The organism is Candidatus Melainabacteria bacterium (assembly GCA_016193285.1).
Classification (GTDB): domain Bacteria; phylum Cyanobacteriota; class Vampirovibrionia; order 2-02-FULL-35-15; family 2-02-FULL-35-15; genus JACPSL01.
In genome coordinates, this window is the sequence record JACPSL010000037.1 from 1 (window position 1) to 17247 (window position 17247).

Below are 17247 nucleotides of genomic sequence, written 5' to 3' on the forward strand. Positions count from 1 at the left end.
CATATTTTGTGCATTTGTTGCTTTTATTAGACTTGAATTAAGGAGGTTTAAAGATGGCATTACTTGGTATCAACAAAAATGGGATATCGTTAGAGACTCAGTAAGAAATCATCTTGCTATGTCAACTGCGTAAGATATCTAGGTGTAAACCTTAAGCTGCAATAGCCAGTTCTGGGATATAAATCTGTCCTTTATGGCTTTACAATCTTTTGTCGAACGTTATCCCAGATTCTCCGAATGTTTACTTTAGAACCTCAGAAAATCCTAATGTGTCAATAATGTTTTCAGAAACCTTGTGCAGTATCTCTTCATTAATAATTCCAACTTTCTTTATAAGGTTTAATTTATCAACGGTATAAACATGCCACCATACCACATAACTTTCTTTTATTAAATTATTATTCTTGTTTGGAATTATTTTAATTTCAAGTTCAGACTTCTGTCTTTTTGAAGACAATGGAACAATTACAATTGTAGGTAATATTTTATTTGCTTCATTGGCTTGAATAACTATACATGGTCTATTATTTTTGCCTAATTCTCCCCTTCTGGAAGGGTTTAAATTAACTAGCCAAATATCCCCTTTTTCAATATTTTTTTTAATCAAGCTCTTTGTTTAACTCCAATTGAGCTTTTTCAAATTCTAGAAATTCGTTTGCATCATAATTTTCAGCTATTTTTTTATAAGCATTAATTAAAGCTTCTTTTCTTTTAATGAGAGATTCCTTTTTTCTTTGAGAAGCTAATGCAAAAGAAACAACTTTGCTAATAGGGGCATTTAAAAGTTTTGCTTTCTTTTTTACATAGGAAGCAAGCTCCGGAACTAATGTTATTGAAAACTTTTCTGCTGTATTTTTTTTCATGTCCTTATCCTACCATAATCCTACTGCTATCCTACCGTAAATTATACCCATTTTAATTAAGATTATGTAAATGCCGAGAAAACCAGTTAAATAATAAAATTAAGATTCTTTATTTGTCATTGTAATTTTAGTTGACGCTCTTAACTTTAAGATTAAATCATTATAAATGTTTTTTATATGCCGCAAGACAAGCTTGCGGCTCTCGCTGCTAACCCTTACAGGGGACCGGTTTTGGTGAATAAATCACACAAAGCCTATATTTGTTTTACAAAATTAACAATCTTTTTATTTTTAGCTTAAATAGATTTAATGTAAGTGCCTTGACTTTGACGTAATGAATTTGATATATAAATAGTATACTTTAGAAAGTTGAGATATGTGATGTTCATTGGAAGAAGTGGAATGCTCGGATTAAATAAAGATAGTAAACAACCAAGAACACTTATTGGAGAAATATCAGAAATTGGCAGATTAGCAGGACCAAAACCTAATGGAGTTGAACTAAATGATTGGATGTTTAACTTTACACCTGATAAAAAGAGATATGGAGATTTTCTTAGAGGGCTTTTTCATCTCGCGGTTTCGTATCCAATTAAATTTTATATTGACATCACCGAAAGATAAACATGTCCTTTATGGTTTATAATCTTTTGTCGAACTCGTTGTCCACGATTTTCATGGTATTATTTAATCTAATTATATCTAAAAATATTCTTGGAGGAAAATTATGAGCTTAAGAACTACTTTCTATACAATTATGGCTGGAGCTTTGGTTGGTACTGGAAGTATGCCTTTTATTGCTAAGGCTGATCAAGCTGAAAGACCTGCACAAGTACATAAAGAACTAACAGAAAAAGAAAAGATAAATGAAGAGATTGAAAGAGCAAGAAAAATTGTTGAAGAGATGCAAAAAGGAGGACTTTCACATGAAGAGATTCAGGAAAGAGCAAGATTATTAGTTCATATCTTTGACAAAAACTTAGCCAAATTAGAAAAAGGAGAAGAGATAAAGGTGCTTACTAGAAAAGAGGTAGAAGAACTTACTAACAAAATGAAACAAATTTATTTAGCACTTGGAACTCTTGCTTTAGGAGCATTTGGTGTCTATGGCATAACATGGTATAAACGCATGAAAAGATTGACAACAGGAAACAATGTAAGTTAGTTTTACACCACTTGCATACTACTCAAACCAATTAGTATAATAAAATCTTGTGTTAATTTAATCTCTATCAAATCATGAAAAAGAATTTATTTATAATTTTAATTTTGCTAACTATAGTTTCTTTTGTTTGCCCTGCTAAAGCTACAATAATTGATAAAGAAACTATTGAAACAACTTCTAAACAAATTACAGGAATTACTACTGGCTGTGTTTTAGGTCCAGTATTTGCTATACCAAGAGGACTTATTAGTGGAATTGATAAAGGTTCAAAATCATTTGCCACCTTTCTTGGTGGAGAAGAAGTTTTAACTTATAGAATATTAGGCGCTCTGACTTATGGTGTAATTGAAGGTACAGCAGGTGGAATTATAAGTATTTTTAAGTCAGAAAAAGATGCAATTCAATATGGAATCAGCGATCCTTGGACTAAAGAAAACTTTAGTTTATCTGGTAATAGTTTTATAGATTATGATCCATTTACTTGGGATTAGCAAAACATTAGCTAAGTAGATATAAGTAAAGTAATGGATCAAATATTAATAAAAAAATTAAACGATATAGAAAAAACTTACAATGAGCTTGGCAAAAAGCTCGCAGACCCTGCTATTTATGGAGACCAGGAACAACTTAAAAAAACATCTAAAGCAAAAAAATCATTACAGGAAACTTATGACTTATATCAGAAATTTAAATCTTTTAATAAAGAATTAGAAGGTGCAAAGGAAATTATAAAAAATGAAGTGGATGCTTCATTAATAGAGCTTGCACAAAGTGAGATTAATGAAATTACAAAAGAACTAATAAATATAGAAAATCGTTTAAGAATTTTACTTTTACCAAAAGATCCAAATGATGAAAAAAATATTATGCTTGAAATTCGTGCTGCAGCTGGCGGTGAAGAATCATCAATATTTGCAGGAGATCTTCTTAGAATGTATACAAAATATGCTGACAAGCAAGCCTGGCATACAAAAATTGTTGATTCAAATCCTGGTGATATTGGAGGTTATAAGATAGTAATTTTTGAAATTACAGGTGAAAATGTTTATAGCAAACTTAAATATGAATCAGGTGTTCATAGAGTTCAAAGAGTACCTGTTACAGAAGCTTCAGGACGGGTACACACAAGCACTGTTACAGTTGCTGTAATGCCTGAAGTAGATGAAGTAGATATAAAAATTGATCCAAACGATCTTGAAATTACAACAGCTCGTTCTGGTGGTGCTGGTGGTCAAAATGTAAATAAAGTAGAAACAGCTGTTCGTATTGTTCACAAACCAACAGGAACTATGGTGCATTGTACTGAAGAGAGAAGCCAAAAACAAAACAGAGAAAGAGCTATGCAAATTCTAAGAGCAAAACTTTATGATATGGAATTACAAAAACAACAAAAAGAAATTTATGAAAAAAGAAAAATGCAAGTTGGTACTGGTGATCGCTCTGAAAAAATAAGGACATATAATTTTAAAGATAATAGAATTACAGATCATAGATTAAATCAAAATTTTAATTTAAATACTGCTTTAGAAGGTGAATTAGAACCTGTTATTGAAGCCTGTATAGCAGAAGATCAAAAACAACAATTGCAAGCCTTGGTTTAAATTCCAAATCTTCTTTGCCTTCTACTAAATTCTTCAATTGCTTTATCCAGCTCATTTTGATTAAAATCAGGCCATAATGTTTCAGTAGAATAAAACTCAGTATAAGCACATTGCCAGAGAAGATAATTACTTATTCTTTGTTCTCCACCTGTTCTAATTAAAAGCTCTGGATCAGGAATATCTTTTGTAAGCAATTTTGAACTTATTAATTCAGGAGTAATATTACCAATTTTAATTTCATTAGCTAACACTTTTTTTGTAATTTCTTTTACTGCATAAGCAATTTCTGCTCTACTTCCATAATTAAGTGCAACATTAAGATTTATTCCTGTATTATTTTTTGTTTTTTCCATTGCATCATTTAAAACTTCTGGAAGTGGAAGTGGAAGTTCATTATAAAATCCAATAAATTTAATTCTTACATTTCTCCTACACAGCTCATCAATTTCTTTTTGAAGTGCATCTTGGACCAAAAACATTAAAAAATCAACTTCATCTTTTTTTCTATTCCAGTTTTCAGTTGAAAAAGCATAAACAGTCAGATACTTCACACCTAAATAATCATTTGCATATCTTGTAATTTTCTTTAAAGCTTGAACACCTTCTCTGTGTCCAAACATTGTTGGTAAATTTTTACTTTTAGCCCAACGCCTGTTGCCATCCATAATAATGGCAATATGCTTAGGAATTATCTTTTGCTTAAACTCTGTGTCTTCTTTTTTTGTAAGAAGATTTTTCATATGCTATATTTTATCAGGTCATGAAAGAAGAAAAATGTAAAAAAGTTGTCCTAGCATATTCAGGTGGACTTGATACATCGGTTGCTATTAGGTGGTTACTTGAAAATAAAGCAGACAAAGTTATTGCACTTGCAATTGATTTAGGGCAAGGAAGAGAACTTAAATCAATCCAGGAAAAAGCCTTAAAAATTGGTGCTTCTGAGTCTCTTGTAATTGATGCTAAAAAAGAATTTATAAGTGAATATATTTGGCCAGCATTATTTGCAAACGCAATCTACGGTGATTATCCTTTAGCAACAGCACTTGCAAGACCACTTATTGCTAAGCTCTTAGTTAAAGTAGCTTTATCAAAAAAAGCAGATGCAATTGCACATGGCAGTACAGGTAAAGGAAATGATCAAGTTCGTTTTGATGTTTCGATCATGGCTCTTGCACCACATTTAAAAATAATTGCACCAGCACGTGAGTGGAAAATGACAAGAGAAAAATCTATTAAATATGCCAAGGAACATTTTATTCCAGTGCCTCTAAATAAAAAATCTATTTATAGTGTTGATTTGAATCTTTGGGGAAGATCAGTGGAATGTGGAATCTTAGAAGATGCCTGGAAAGAACCACCAGAAGATGCTTATGCATTGACAAAAAACATAAACTCTTCACTATCAAAACCTACTTATATAAATATCGGATTTAAAGATGGGATTCCAGTTACTTTAAATAAGAAAAAATACAACGACATAAATTTTATTCAAAGATTAAATCAAATTGCAGGAAATCACGGAGTAGGCAGAATTGATCAAATTGAAAATAGAGTAGTAGGAATTAAAAGTAGAGAAATATATGAAGCTCCAGCAGCAATAGTTTTATTAAAAGCACATAAAGACTTAGAATCACTTGTTCATACAAGAGAAACAATTTTATTTAAATCTTTGTTGGATCAAAAATATTCACAATTAATCTATGATGGTCGCTGGTTTAATCCTTTAAGAGAAGCAATTGATGAGTTTAATAAATATATTCAAAAAAGAGTAACAGGAATAATTAGAGTAAAACTTTTTAAGGGAAATGTAACAATTGTTGGGCGAAAATCCCCATTTTCACTTTATAAACAAAAACTTGCAACTTATGGGAAGGGTGATTTATTTGATCAGAGCTCAGCAGAAGGATTTATAAAATTATTTGGGCTGGATTTAAAATCTATTTAAGCTAAAGCATTTAGTTGACTTTTCAATTTATCATTTTCAATTGCAGTAATTCCTGCACCGCTATGGCAAGAATCAAAAATTGTTACTGCTTCTATGTCCTTTAAATATTTGTTATATAGTTCTTTAATTTGCTCTTCAGTTAAATTATTATTTTTGTTTAAACCAAAAAGAAATCTTTCTGCTCCCTGTTTTTTACTATTTTCAACAGAAACTCCTTCTTGCAATCCATCGCTACCACCATGTCCGTTGTAAACAATATAAAGCTTTCCAATATTATTCTCTTTTAATCTTGTAGAAATTTCTTTTAACTTGTTTTCAAGCTCTTCAAAAGTTGGTGTAGTCAAACTGCTGATTTGCTTACAGTGATTATTAGATGTTTCATTAATTGCTTTAGTTAAAACTTTTTCATTTTTTGCAAATTGCTCCTGCTCTTTGACCGTGTTAGCATCTCCATGAATAAACAGAACTTCAAAGTTAACATTTTTATCCTTTGTTGAGTCTGTACTTAATCTGTGAGTCAATGCTTGTGGGAGCACACCATTACCATGATACTCACTTTCAGATTTTAGGAAAGCATTTTCTATTGAAGAACCGTTGTTGACTTTGTCTGCAATGAATTTGCTTACACCTGGAGGAGCTTCAGATTCTTGAACTGTAGAGGCAAAAAAACTATGTTTTTCAGGATAGCGTTTTGTTCCACTTTCTGAAAGTTGAAGAATGTTTTTACTGGATGTTGCAAGATGCTTTTGTGTTAAAGGATAAATCAAAGGTAGGAGTGTACTGACTAAACGCAATTTTTCAAAAACTGTGTTTGATTTTTTAGAAGCTGTTTCTAGTTCATCAATACTTTTTGCGTTCTTGATTTCATTCGACAAGCTCTTGGTACTCTCAACACCTTGGAGAAATACTTCTTTTAGATCATTTTGGATTTTAATTAAAGATTCTGCTGAATCTCCTTTGTTTAATAGTAACTTATGTAAGCTATTACAAATATTTTTTAACTCACTATCTTTTTCACACTTTTCTGTTAGATTTGATACAGCAAGTAATAATTTCTCTCGAATTTGCTCTTTTGTAGTAGCACCATTAAAAATACTAGCTACTCCACTCTTATTAGCTAGTATTGGTTTATCATCTTTATCTGTAACAGTTTCTCTTCCACTCTTGGCTAGTACTGGTTTATCATCTTTATCTGTAACAGTTTCTCTTCCATTATTGGTTGGTGTTGATCCAAAAGAAGATATCGAAATATTGTTAATTTCTGTCATGTTTTTGAGGCTATTATCTCAGCTTAAAATTATGAGTAGGTTAACGATTTGCAACTTATGGAAAAGGTGATTTATTTGATCAGAGCTCAGCAGAAGGGTTTATAAAATTATTTGGGCTGGATTTAAAGTTAACTAGCCCACTTCACGGTACATCCAATAGCTTGTGTCTCTGAACTTTTAATTTCTTTATTAGCAAGAACTGCTTCAATAGCTTCTTTTAAGTCTTGCTTGGTAACTTTCTTGGGTTCTTTGTAATTATCATCAATTCTGCCATGATACTTTAAAACTTTGTTTTGATCAAAGACAAAAACTTCTGGCGTATAACTTGCACCAAACTTTTTTACAATTTCCTGGGTTTGATCTCTAAGATAAGGAAAGTTATATCCTTTTTCTTTAGCTCTTTTAATCATATTTTCAAAGCTGTCTTCAGGATAATTTATTTCATTGTTAGAATTTATTGCTACAAAAGAAACTAATTTATCTTTAAAAAAACTTTGTAAATCAATAAGTCTTTGTTCATATGCTTGAACATAAGGACAATGATTACAAGTAAACATTACTACTAATACTTTACTGTCTTTAAATAAGCTTGGTGTATAGTTCTTGCCATCAATGCCTGGTAAGTTAAAATCAGGTAATTTAGAACCTATTTTTAAGTGATTTTGTGTAAGCATTTTTAAATCCCCTTTTTATTTTAGTATAACTTTTGGAATTTGATTATTCTGAATAAGCATCAATGCTTCACCTACTAAGTAAAGTGAACCAGTTATAGCAATTAAATCATGACTGGTTTTATAAGCAATTTCCAATGCACTGGATAAATCGTTTGCTATTTCAGAATATGAACTATTAGTTAAGACTGCCTGTTGTAAGAGTTCTTTTCTTGTTGCTCTCTTTGATTTTGGTTCTGTACATATTACATAACTATTTTGAGGAATTAAATTTTTAACAAAATTTAAATAATCTTTATCTAATATTCCTAGAATATAAGTTATTTTTTTATTATGAAATTCTTTGTTTAAAATATTTCTTAGTTCAATTGCACCAGCTACATTATGTGCACCATCTAAAAGTAAATCGTGTTCTTTGATAAATTGAAAACGTCCTTGGAATTGTAATGATTTTAAAAATTCTCTCTTGTTTAAATTAGCTACTTTAACTTTTAGTTGAGAAGAAATTACACTCCAAGCTGCTAGCGTAATTTCTATATCTTTATCTATGTATGTAAGATCTTTTTCATGCTTTACGTGAATAAATTTTGAATTTAAAGTTTTTGCTTGATTTTTTATTATTTCAAATGTGCTGTTAGTTGCTGCAGTAACTATAAAATTATTTTGTTTTATGATTCCTGCTTTTTCATATGATATTTCTTCAATGGTACTACCTAAGTAATCCATATGATCGTATGAGATATTTGTAATAATTGAACATAAAACATTTTCACTTGGTACAACATTTATAGCATCAAATCTTCCTCCCATACCAATTTCTAAAAATGCAATATCAACTTCTTCTTTTGCAAATAATAAAAATGCAATTACTGCATATACTTCAAAAGGGGTTAGTCTTTCACTTACTAATTTTTTATTTTCAAATTTTTCAATTTCATGCAAAACTTCAAAAGCAAATTTGTCAAGTTTTTCTTCACTTATACTTTTTTCATTAATGACATATCTTTCTTTCCATGAAATCAAGTGAGGGCTTATATGTCTGCCAATTTTGTAATTAGTTAACTTGCAAGCTAGGTTTGAAAGGTAATAAGTTACAGAACCTTTTCCATTTGTACCTCCAATTAAAACTGATTTAAATTTATTTTGTGGGCCTCCCAAATAATTTAAACAAGCACTAATTCTTTCTAGGCCAGGCTTTACTACTAGTCCACGTTTTTCTTCTAAGACTTGATTAAACACCGTTTATTTATTATTTATTCACGTTCTTCAGATTCTTTTGGTGTAAGAGTAAAAACACCTGAGACATCATCTGGCTTTACACTGTACTTTGCTTTTTGAGCAAACTTTGAGGAGAAATCATCTTCTTTTTCTTCGTCGTCTTCTGATATTTCAGATTCTAAATTACCTTCTCCTTCAAACTCACTTTCAAATTCACTTTCTAAAACTTCATTGTTATCATCCACAGCTTCTTCCATTTCATTTATTTCTTCAATTTCAGTTTCAGATGTATCTTCAAGTGACTGGATATCTTGTGCCTCACTATCAGGACTTGTTCTTATACTTCGTTCATCCTCAGATACAGATCCTGTTTGTCTTCTTTGCTCATATCTTCTCTGCATGTGGCCTCTACGACCTCTTTGCCCTCGCCAGTCACTACGATCTTGCTTATGTTCTTCTTGCCCTTCTTGTCTTTGCCTTCTTAATTCACCATCCAATACAATGTCAAAAATTAAGCCTGAACCACTGCAACTTTGGCAAGTATGCCCAAATATTTCTTGAAGACTTTGCCCTTGTCGTCTTCTTGTTAATTCCACTAATCCAAGATCGCTTAACTGACCAATTTGTGGTTTAGCTCTGTCAAACATAAGTGCATTTTCAAATGCTTCTAGTACAGTGATTTGATCTTTTCTATCATCCATATCAATAAAATCAACAACAATAACTCCACCAATATTCCTAAGTTTTAATTGTCTGCCTACTTCATGAGCTGCTTCAAGATTGGTTTTTAAAACTGTTTCTTGTAATGTACGGGAACTAGTAAACCTTCCAGAATTTACATCAATAACAGTTAAAGCTTCTGTTGTTTGGATAAATAAATATCCACCACTTGGTAGCTCAACCTTTGTTTGAAGTGAATTTAAAATTTCTCTCTCAACACCACGAGCAGACAAGATATTACTTTCTTTATGAATGGTTACTTCAACGTCCTTCCCCGTCCAGTTTTTTAAGATTTGTTTTGCTCTAACTTGACCTTGCACACTGTCTAACACTACTTCATCAATCTCAGAAGTGTAGGCATCTCTAATTACTCTGTAAATAAAATCTTGATCTCTATATACAAGCCCAGGATATTTATGGTTTTCATGCTTGTCTGCAATTTCTTTCCACAGATCCCATAGCATTTTAAAATCTTCTTCAAGATCATATTCATCCTTACCTTCTGCTTCTGTTCTGACTACAATTCCAATCGATGGTGGTTTTAATAACGAAACCATTGCTTTTAGTCTATTTCTTTCTTGGTAGTCTACTATTTTTCTGCTAACAGAAACATTTGTATTTTCTGTAGTAAGGACTAAAAATCTTCCAGGCAAGCTTATTGCAGTGTTAACTCTTGGACCTTTATTGCTTGTTGGTTCCTTGACTATTTGAATTAAGAGTTTTTGATTTGGTTGCACCCTGTCGTACAAATTACCTTGACCTGGAATATCACTAGCATGTAAAAATCCCATCCTATTGTTTCCTAAATTAACAAACACTGCATCTATGCTTGGCATTATATTTTCAACTCGTGCTGTATAAATATCACCTAACAATAGATCTCCTCTATGTATAAAAAATTCAATAGCTTTATCTTCTTCCATGATTGCTGCTATTTTGTCTTTTTCAGATATAATTAATGATTTCATTTTTCCCTTCCTTTTCTATAACCATTTTTTTTGTTATTTTCCAATTTAATGGCCAATTATTTGGCTCAATTTGAAAATCTTTGATCTTGTAAAGTTGCCCCATAAGATAACTTAAAACTATTTCTGCTCTAGTATTTCCCAAAAGCTCTAACTTAAATTCCAGTGGTTTAAAATTTAAAATTTCTATCAGTTCAACATTTCTTCTAATATCAATTTCTTTTGTAGTCTGAACCAAAGAGTTTTGAGCTTGAAAACTTTCTATTGCAGTTTTTGTCTCACATATATATTTTTCCCATAGATCGGGCTTAGTAGTCAAAACTTTATATAAAAATTTAATATTTGCAACATTAGGCATTTTTTTACTTAAATTTATAGATTTTACAGATTTTAACTGAATTTCAGGAGGTAATTGCTTGTTTAACATAATCTGTAAGTCCAAATCACTTATTTTTTCCACTAACTCAAGATACATAATTTCATAATTACTTTCATAAAAAAGTGGTAAGGGTAGTAACCACTGCATTTTAACCCTTGGATTAAAACCACAAGTATAAGCTACTGGTATGTCATCTCTCCTTAAAGCTCTTTCAAATAATCTTTGAACATCTAAGTGAGAAATAAAACGGAGGTCGCCGGTTTTGGTATGGATTATTTCTACTTTAGAGCTTTGAGCTTGGAGCTTTAAGCTTGGACGTATGAACTCTAAGCCCTGAGTCCTATTTATTGTTCTTACAAATTTATTATTATCTGATTTATTTTCTGTTACTTCATTTACTAGATTTAATTTAAAACAAACTCCACAAGCATGGCATTTGTTTTCTGTACATGGCAATGTCTCAACTGTATTTAAAGCTTTGTTATATTCTTCTATTAAGAATTCTTTTAAAAGTCCGGTGTCTATTATATCCCATGGACATGTTGAACCTACTTCTCTATATTTAGTTGCTTCATAATTTAAATCAAAATTAATTTCTTTTGCTGCTTTATGCCAAGTATCAATATTTAAACATTCATCCCAGGCATCAAACTTTGCACCTTTTTTATATGCTGCATAAATTAGTTTTGAAACTTCTCTATCTCCACGACTCATTACGGCTTCAAGCAAGGCAACTTTTGGATCAGTATAATTTAATTTTACTGTTCTTAGTTTATGTTCTCTTACTTTTTGTTTTAAGTAATTTATTTTTTCTTGAAACTCATTTGTAGAGTTCTGACTAAACCATTGAAATGGAGTAAACGCTTTTGGTACAAATGTAGAAATGGTACATGTAATATTAAGGGGTTTTTTGTTTTTTTCTTTTGAAAGATTTTGTGCCCACTTAAGTAAGTCAATAATTCCATCTAAATCTTTTGTTGTTTCAGTTGGAAGCCCAATCATAAAATAAAGTTTTACATGATGAAAACCACTATCATAAACATTTTCTATTGCTTTTTTAATATCTTCTTCTTTAAGTCCCTTGTTTATTACTTTCCTAAGTCTTTCTGTACCAGCTTCAGGTGCTAAGGTAATTCCTGATTTTCTAATTGTATTTAACTCATTTGCAATTCTTAGATCAAATCTGTCTATCCTTTGTGAAGGCATCGATAATGAAATCCCTTTTGGTGCATGGCAGGAATTTAAACTTATTGTTAACTCATGTAATTTTGTATAATCACTTGCTGATAATGAAAGTAAAGAATACTCATCATAGCCTGAATTTTTCAATGCATCTCTTGAAAGTTTAATTAGTTCATTAAGTGTTCTTTCTCTAACTGGTAAACAAACATATCCTGCTTGACAAAATCTACATCCACGATCACAACCTCTTCTTATTTCTAATACTTGCCTGTCTTGTATTGATGATAAGTATGATACTGGACCTGTGGTTGGTTGATTAGAATTGGTTAGACTTACAGCTCTTTTTTTAATTTTTTCTGAAACAGGATTTAGTAAGGAAACTGGTTTAGGAAGATAATTTTCATTTGGATCTACTTCGTAAAATTTAGGGACATATATGCCTTGGATTTGAGCTAACCTACAGAGTAATTCATCTTTTGGGCGTACCATTGGTACGCCCCTACATTTTGCTTCCCTTATAATTTCTAAAACTTCAATAATTACTTCTTCTCCATCACCAATAATAAAGAAGTCAATAAAATCTGACATTGGCTCTGGATTAAATGTTGCAGGTCCACCAGCAAAAATAAGAGGAAAAATTTCTTTTCTATCTTTTGAAAATACTTTTAAATGTGAAAGTTCAAGAATATTTAATACATTTGTATAAGAAAGTTCATACGATAGTGAAAAACCTAATAAGTCAAAATTATTTAATGGTTCAAAACTTTCCCAACCCCAAAGAGAGAGCTTTTCAGCTCTAAGCAGCTTTTCCATATCTTTCATTGGAGCATAAGCTCTGTCACATAAAAAATCAGGATGACTATTTATGACTTGATATAAAATCTTTGTACCAAAGGTAGACATGCCTAATTCATATAAATCCGGATAAATCAAAGCTGTTCTAACCTTAGCTTCTGCCCACTTTTTTAATTCCTTTTTTTGTTCTCTCCTTCCATTCCCGGCTCCGAGTCTCCCTGTCTCATTTTCTACTAAATGCCCTAACTCAATTCCTAAATACTGCCCTGGTTTTTGGACTCTAAGTAAAAGATTATTAACTAAATTAAAATAAGTATTTGAGCTTGTATTTAGTTCTTCTAGATTGTTTAAAGTTTTTAATTCCATTTTGATATTATGATGTAAGATATAAGCTTAAGGAATTAATTATATGAGTAACTTAAATCTACCAATTGTACTTGCAATTTCAGGAGCTAGTGGAACTATTTACGGACTTAGAACTTTACAAGTTCTTCTAGAGAATAATTATAATGTTGAATTAATTATTTCAGAAAATGCTATTAAAGTGGCTAAAGATGAACTTGACTTAAATCTTTCAACAAATCCAGAATTCTTAAAAGAACAAGTATTATCTTATTTGAAGCTTTCAGCTTTCAGCTCTCAGCTACAAGCTTATTCACATAATGATATCTCAGCATCAATCTCTAGTGGCTCATATAAAACAAATGGAATGATTATTATCCCTGCATCAATGGGAACAATCGGTGCAATTGCATCTTGTACATCTCATAATCTCATAACAAGAGCAGCTGATGTATGTTTAAAGGAGAAAAGAAAATTAGTGCTTGTACCAAGAGAAATGCCTTTAAGTTCAATACACCTAGAAAATCTTTTAAAGTTAAGTAGGGTAGGTGCAGTCGTTGCACCTGCTTGTGGTGCTTTTTATCAAAATCCAAAATCTTTAGATGACATGATTAGTTTTATTGTTGGAAAAGTATTGGATCAATTTGAGGTTAACCATAACATCTTTAAAAGATGGACAAGTAAGTCACTTGTATATGAATAATTTATCATTTATTGATGAAGAGCTTGAGTTACTAGTAAGTGCTGGTTTAAAACGAGAGCTTAAGACTGTTCTAACAGCATCTGGGCCTTGGGTTGAAATTAGTGGTGGAAAAAGAGTTCTACAGTTTGGATCTAATAATTATTTAGGACTTTCTAACCATCCAGAAGTTATAAATGCAAGCAAAGCTGCAGTAAGTAAGTATGGTGCAGGTAGCACTGGTTCAAGATTACTTAGTGGTACTACTGAATTACATACCTTACTTGAAAAAGCACTAGCTCTTTTTGAACATTCAGAAAGTGCTCTTTTTTTTAGTTCTGGTTATTCAGCTAATGTAGGGTTACTTTCAGCTCTTATTGGTAAAGAAGATATTGTTTACTCAGATGAATTAAATCATGCTTCTATTATTGATGGAATAAGGCTTTCAGGAGCTTCTAAGTTTATTTACAATCATAATGATATTAGTCACTTAGAGAAACTCATTAATGAAAGTATGGAAACGTATAATAGAAGAAGTTTTATTGTTACTGATACAGTTTTTAGTATGGATGGAGATATAGCACCATTAAAAGAAATTGGACTTGTTGCTGAAAAATATAACCTTATAACTATTGTTGATGAAGCTCATGCAACAGGAGTTTTTGGAAAAAAAGGAAATGGAGTTATAGAAGAATTAAATCTAGAAAATTATTTTCCTATTAAGATAGGTACATGTTCAAAAGCAATGGGAGTAGAAGGTGGATTTTGTTGTGGCCCAAAGAATTTAATTGAGCTTTTACAGAACAAAGCTAGATCATTTATGTTTTCAACTAGTCCAAGTCCACAAGTTACAGGCGCAGTATTAAAATCACTTGAATTAGTCATAGATAGTGAATGGAGAAGAGAAAGATTATGGAACAATGCTAAATTATTATATTCTGGTTTAAAAAAGATTTATAAACTAAAGCTAGGTAAATTTCAATCTCCAATTATTTCAGTTTATTTCAATAATATTGAAGAAGCCATTTTAATTTCAAATAAACTTTTTAATGAATGTCATATTTGGGCTCCAGTAATTCGCCCACCTACTGTTAAACAACCAAGAATTAGGCTAACTCCAATATCTCCACATAGTGAAGAAGATATTAAATATGTTGTTAAAGCATTTGAATATTTAGCAAAAGACATAAAAGCTGAACCACTTGGAATTCTTAATTAATGACAAATTTGCAGATTAAAAATCTCTCAAAGTCTTTTGGAAGTAGTAAGGTGCTTGATGATATTAATTTAAAAGTTTCTGAGGGTGAATTTGTTGTCTTAGTAGGTCCTTCTGGCTCTGGTAAGTCAACAATACTTAGAACAATTGCAGGTTTAGAACAGCCAGACTCAGGTAATATCGAGATAAATAATATTGTTGTTAATAATTTGCCTCCCAAAGATCGTGACATAGCGATGGTCTTTCAAAATTATGCATTGTATCCACATTTAAATGTCTATGAAAATTTAGCTTTCCCCTTAAAAATGAAAGGTATAAATAAAAATGAAACTAAAATAAGAGTTAAAGATACAGCAGGGTTATTAGGTATAGAAAATTATTTAAAGAAAAAACCAAAAGAACTTTCTGGTGGCGAAAGACAAAGAGTTGCACTTGGTAGAGCAATAATTCGAAAACCAAAATTATTTTTAATGGATGAACCTTTAAGTAATTTAGATGCAAAACTTAGAACACAAATGAGAGCAGAGCTTTTAAAGCTACATAAGACTTTAGCAACTACTGTAATTTATGTTACTCATGATCAAATTGAAGCATTAACAATGGGGAGTAAAATAGTTGTTTTAAATAAAGGCAGGATCCAACAAATTGGCGAACCTCAATATGTTTATAATTTTCCAGCTAATACTTTTGTAGCTGGTTTTATTGGAAGTCCTTCTATGAATTTTTTTAACTTTAGATTTGTAAATAGTTCAAGTGTTTTTCTTGAAGATAAAGAGTATAAGGTTAATTTTAAAAAAGAATTCCTGGAGATGATTAATAAACACTGCTTATACAATAAAAAAATTATTTTAGGAGTCAGGCCAGAAAACTTAAATCTTTTAAATTCTTTTAACCAGGATTTTATAGCTTTTGATGCATTTGTAAACTTTGTTGAAATTTTAGGAAGTGAATGTCTCCTTTATATAAATATTAAAAACACTCAAGTTAAAAATAATTATGTTCTAAGACTTGTTGAAAATTGTGATATTAAAGCAGGTGAACAAATTAAAGTTTCAATTGATTTAAATAAAACTCATTTCTTTGATGTTAATTCAGGAAACAGGTTTAATAATGATTGAGATTTTTGTATTTGTTATTGGAGCATGTTTTGGTAGTTTTTTTAAACTTGTTGTTGACAGATATGGAACAAGTGATTCGTTTATATTTAAACCTTCATTTTGTCTAAAATGCAACACAAATCTATATTGGTGGCAGAACATTCCAATAATTAGTTACTTGCTTTTAGGTGGTAAATGTTATTTTTGTAAAAGTAAGATTAATGTGTATTCTTTTTATGCTGAATTGATTACTGCTTCAATACTACTATTAATTTACTTGTCTCTTATAAAAACAAGTATAAGTTATTTTGAAATTATGCTTTTTGTTTTTTTTGCTTTAATTTTAATTATCCTTTCCATGTTTGATATTAAACATAGAATTGTTCCACATTTAATTACTTATTCAGGAATATTAATCTTAATTTTAATCCAGTTAATTCAAACACAATTTAAATTATTTGTATTTTTAAATTTAGGCATTGCTTTTATTTTTATGGATATTTTATATTTTTTTGTTACTCTTTTAAAAAAGTACAAACCCGAAATAAATAATATTGTTGTTCCTATACTTTTTTGGTTAGGATTTTCATTTTATAGTACAAATATTAAATTTTTAATTTTTGCTTGTGTGTTTTACTTTATATTTTTAGGATTTAAATTTTCGACTAGGCTTTATATTTCTTCTTGGTTTTTTATTTTTATTTTTATTTTAATAAATTTTTACAAAAGTCTTTTAATTGCCTTTAATCAAGCAAGACTTATAAAAATCTTTGAAGGAATTGGAGTAATATATTTTATTTGTGAGATTTTATTTTACTTTCTTGCAGTTTTATTTTTAGAGAGATTTTTTAGCAGCAAGACTAGTCACTTAAAAGAAAATTTAAATATTTCAACAGTCTTAGGAGGCGGAGATATAACGCTTTTTGCTTTAATTAGTGTATTTTTAAGTTTTAAGCTAGCTTTTTTGTCTTTATTTATTGCATCTTTATTAGCCCTAATCAGTCATTTCATTATGAGAGGTATAAAACTTTTTAAGGGTTATAAAACTTCATTGCAAGAAGAAAAAGTTTTAACACAATATATCCCATTTATACCTTATTTAGCAGGTGCTTGTTTAATCGTTATACTGTTTGTCAAATAA

Annotated in this window: 17 protein-coding genes; 9 read left to right on the forward strand and 8 right to left on the reverse strand. The window is 30.4% G+C overall.

Annotated features, from left to right (window positions below):
- Window positions 1-241: 241 nt before the first annotated feature.
- Window positions 242-607 (reverse strand): type II toxin-antitoxin system PemK/MazF family toxin, encoded by a 366-nt coding sequence (locus HYY52_07870; GenBank protein ID MBI2996601.1) that lies wholly within the window; start codon window positions 605-607, stop codon window positions 242-244.
- Window positions 600-863, reverse strand: coding sequence for a hypothetical protein (locus tag HYY52_07875; protein ID MBI2996602.1), 264 nt, complete (start codon window positions 861-863; stop codon window positions 600-602). The genes HYY52_07870 and HYY52_07875 overlap by 8 nt, the downstream gene beginning before the upstream one ends.
- A 378-nt stretch (window positions 864-1241) precedes the next feature.
- Between HYY52_07875 and HYY52_07880 the strand changes: the two genes are divergently transcribed.
- From HYY52_07880 to prfA, 4 genes are all read left to right on the forward strand, one after another.
- The gene (locus tag HYY52_07880; GenBank protein MBI2996603.1) at window positions 1242-1487 is read left to right on the forward strand and encodes a hypothetical protein; all 246 of its coding nucleotides are present in this window, start codon (window positions 1242-1244) and stop codon (window positions 1485-1487) included.
- A 103-nt stretch (window positions 1488-1590) separates the two neighbouring features.
- Window positions 1591-2028, forward strand: a complete 438-nt coding sequence (locus HYY52_07885; protein MBI2996604.1) for a hypothetical protein — start codon at window positions 1591-1593, stop codon at window positions 2026-2028.
- 74 nt (window positions 2029-2102) lie between these two features.
- Window positions 2103-2519, forward strand: coding sequence for a hypothetical protein (locus HYY52_07890; protein MBI2996605.1), 417 nt, complete (start codon window positions 2103-2105; stop codon window positions 2517-2519).
- Between the two features lie 33 nt (window positions 2520-2552).
- Window positions 2553-3629, forward strand: coding sequence for a peptide chain release factor 1 (gene prfA / locus HYY52_07895; protein MBI2996606.1), 1077 nt, complete (start codon window positions 2553-2555; stop codon window positions 3627-3629).
- Here prfA and HYY52_07900 read toward each other — a convergent pair.
- Window positions 3626-4369, reverse strand: a complete 744-nt coding sequence (locus HYY52_07900; protein ID MBI2996607.1) for an isoprenyl transferase — start codon at window positions 4367-4369, stop codon at window positions 3626-3628. The two genes, prfA and HYY52_07900, sit on opposite strands and share 4 nt — an antisense overlap.
- A gap of 20 nt (window positions 4370-4389) precedes the next feature.
- On the opposite strand from HYY52_07900, the gene HYY52_07905 reads away from it, so the two are divergent.
- A complete protein-coding gene (locus HYY52_07905) occupies window positions 4390-5574 on the forward strand; it encodes an argininosuccinate synthase (GenBank protein MBI2996608.1) in 1185 nt (394 codons plus the stop codon).
- Here HYY52_07905 and HYY52_07910 read toward each other — a convergent pair.
- The 5 genes from HYY52_07910 to HYY52_07930 all read right to left on the reverse strand — a co-directional run bounded on the left by HYY52_07910 (window position 5571) and on the right by HYY52_07930 (window position 13138).
- Window positions 5571-6842: a caspase family protein gene (locus HYY52_07910; protein MBI2996609.1), complete on the reverse strand. Its 1272-nt coding sequence runs from the start codon at window positions 6840-6842 to the stop codon at window positions 5571-5573. The genes HYY52_07905 and HYY52_07910 overlap by 4 nt on opposite strands.
- A gap of 128 nt (window positions 6843-6970) precedes the next feature.
- Window positions 6971-7516, reverse strand: coding sequence for a thioredoxin family protein (locus tag HYY52_07915; protein ID MBI2996610.1), 546 nt, complete (start codon window positions 7514-7516; stop codon window positions 6971-6973).
- A gap of 15 nt (window positions 7517-7531) precedes the next feature.
- Window positions 7532-8752 (reverse strand): hypothetical protein, encoded by a 1221-nt coding sequence (locus HYY52_07920; GenBank protein MBI2996611.1) that lies wholly within the window; start codon window positions 8750-8752, stop codon window positions 7532-7534.
- A gap of 14 nt (window positions 8753-8766) precedes the next feature.
- On the reverse strand, window positions 8767-10419 hold the full coding sequence (locus HYY52_07925; GenBank protein ID MBI2996612.1) for an Rne/Rng family ribonuclease: 1653 nt from the start codon (window positions 10417-10419) through the stop codon (window positions 8767-8769).
- Window positions 10397-13138, reverse strand: coding sequence for a TIGR03960 family B12-binding radical SAM protein (locus tag HYY52_07930; protein MBI2996613.1), 2742 nt, complete (start codon window positions 13136-13138; stop codon window positions 10397-10399). Before HYY52_07930 ends, HYY52_07925 begins: the two co-directional genes overlap by 23 nt.
- 43 nt (window positions 13139-13181) lie before the next feature.
- On the opposite strand from HYY52_07930, the gene HYY52_07935 reads away from it, so the two are divergent.
- From HYY52_07935 to HYY52_07950, 4 genes are read left to right on the forward strand one after another with little or no spacing between them, the layout of a single operon-like run.
- Window positions 13182-13817: a UbiX family flavin prenyltransferase gene (locus tag HYY52_07935; GenBank protein ID MBI2996614.1), complete on the forward strand. Its 636-nt coding sequence runs from the start codon at window positions 13182-13184 to the stop codon at window positions 13815-13817.
- Entirely contained in the window at window positions 13810-15012 is a 1203-nt protein-coding gene (locus HYY52_07940; protein MBI2996615.1) for a pyridoxal phosphate-dependent aminotransferase family protein, read from the forward strand. Before HYY52_07935 ends, HYY52_07940 begins: the two co-directional genes overlap by 8 nt.
- Complete coding sequence (locus HYY52_07945) at window positions 15012-16127, forward strand: ABC transporter ATP-binding protein (GenBank protein ID MBI2996616.1); 1116 nt, start codon at window positions 15012-15014, stop codon at window positions 16125-16127. The genes HYY52_07940 and HYY52_07945 overlap by 1 nt, the downstream gene beginning before the upstream one ends.
- A complete protein-coding gene (locus HYY52_07950; protein ID MBI2996617.1) occupies window positions 16120-17247 on the forward strand; it encodes a prepilin peptidase in 1128 nt (375 codons plus the stop codon). The genes HYY52_07945 and HYY52_07950 overlap by 8 nt, the downstream gene beginning before the upstream one ends.

What these genes read in the sequence shown, in the direction of transcription:
- HYY52_07875 (MBI2996602.1), bottom strand. Translation starts at nt 863, where the DNA reads ATGAAAAAAAATACAGCAGAAAAGTTTTCAATAACATTAGTTCCGGAG.
- HYY52_07885 (MBI2996604.1), top strand. Translation starts at nt 1,591, where the DNA reads ATGAGCTTAAGAACTACTTTCTATACAATTATGGCTGGAGCTTTGGTT.
- HYY52_07890 (MBI2996605.1), top strand. Translation starts at nt 2,103, where the DNA reads ATGAAAAAGAATTTATTTATAATTTTAATTTTGCTAACTATAGTTTCT.
- prfA (MBI2996606.1), top strand. Translation starts at nt 2,553, where the DNA reads ATGGATCAAATATTAATAAAAAAATTAAACGATATAGAAAAAACTTAC.
- HYY52_07900 (MBI2996607.1), bottom strand. Translation starts at nt 4,369, where the DNA reads ATGAAAAATCTTCTTACAAAAAAAGAAGACACAGAGTTTAAGCAAAAG.
- HYY52_07905 (MBI2996608.1), top strand. Translation starts at nt 4,390, where the DNA reads ATGAAAGAAGAAAAATGTAAAAAAGTTGTCCTAGCATATTCAGGTGGA.
- HYY52_07910 (MBI2996609.1), bottom strand. Translation starts at nt 6,842, where the DNA reads ATGACAGAAATTAACAATATTTCGATATCTTCTTTTGGATCAACACCA.
- HYY52_07915 (MBI2996610.1), bottom strand. Translation starts at nt 7,516, where the DNA reads ATGCTTACACAAAATCACTTAAAAATAGGTTCTAAATTACCTGATTTT.
- HYY52_07925 (MBI2996612.1), bottom strand. Translation starts at nt 10,419, where the DNA reads ATGAAATCATTAATTATATCTGAAAAAGACAAAATAGCAGCAATCATG.
- HYY52_07930 (MBI2996613.1), bottom strand. Translation starts at nt 13,138, where the DNA reads ATGGAATTAAAAACTTTAAACAATCTAGAAGAACTAAATACAAGCTCA.
- HYY52_07935 (MBI2996614.1), top strand. Translation starts at nt 13,182, where the DNA reads ATGAGTAACTTAAATCTACCAATTGTACTTGCAATTTCAGGAGCTAGT.
- HYY52_07940 (MBI2996615.1), top strand. Translation starts at nt 13,810, where the DNA reads ATGAATAATTTATCATTTATTGATGAAGAGCTTGAGTTACTAGTAAGT.
- HYY52_07945 (MBI2996616.1), top strand. Translation starts at nt 15,012, where the DNA reads ATGACAAATTTGCAGATTAAAAATCTCTCAAAGTCTTTTGGAAGTAGT.
- HYY52_07950 (MBI2996617.1), top strand. Translation starts at nt 16,120, where the DNA reads ATGATTGAGATTTTTGTATTTGTTATTGGAGCATGTTTTGGTAGTTTT.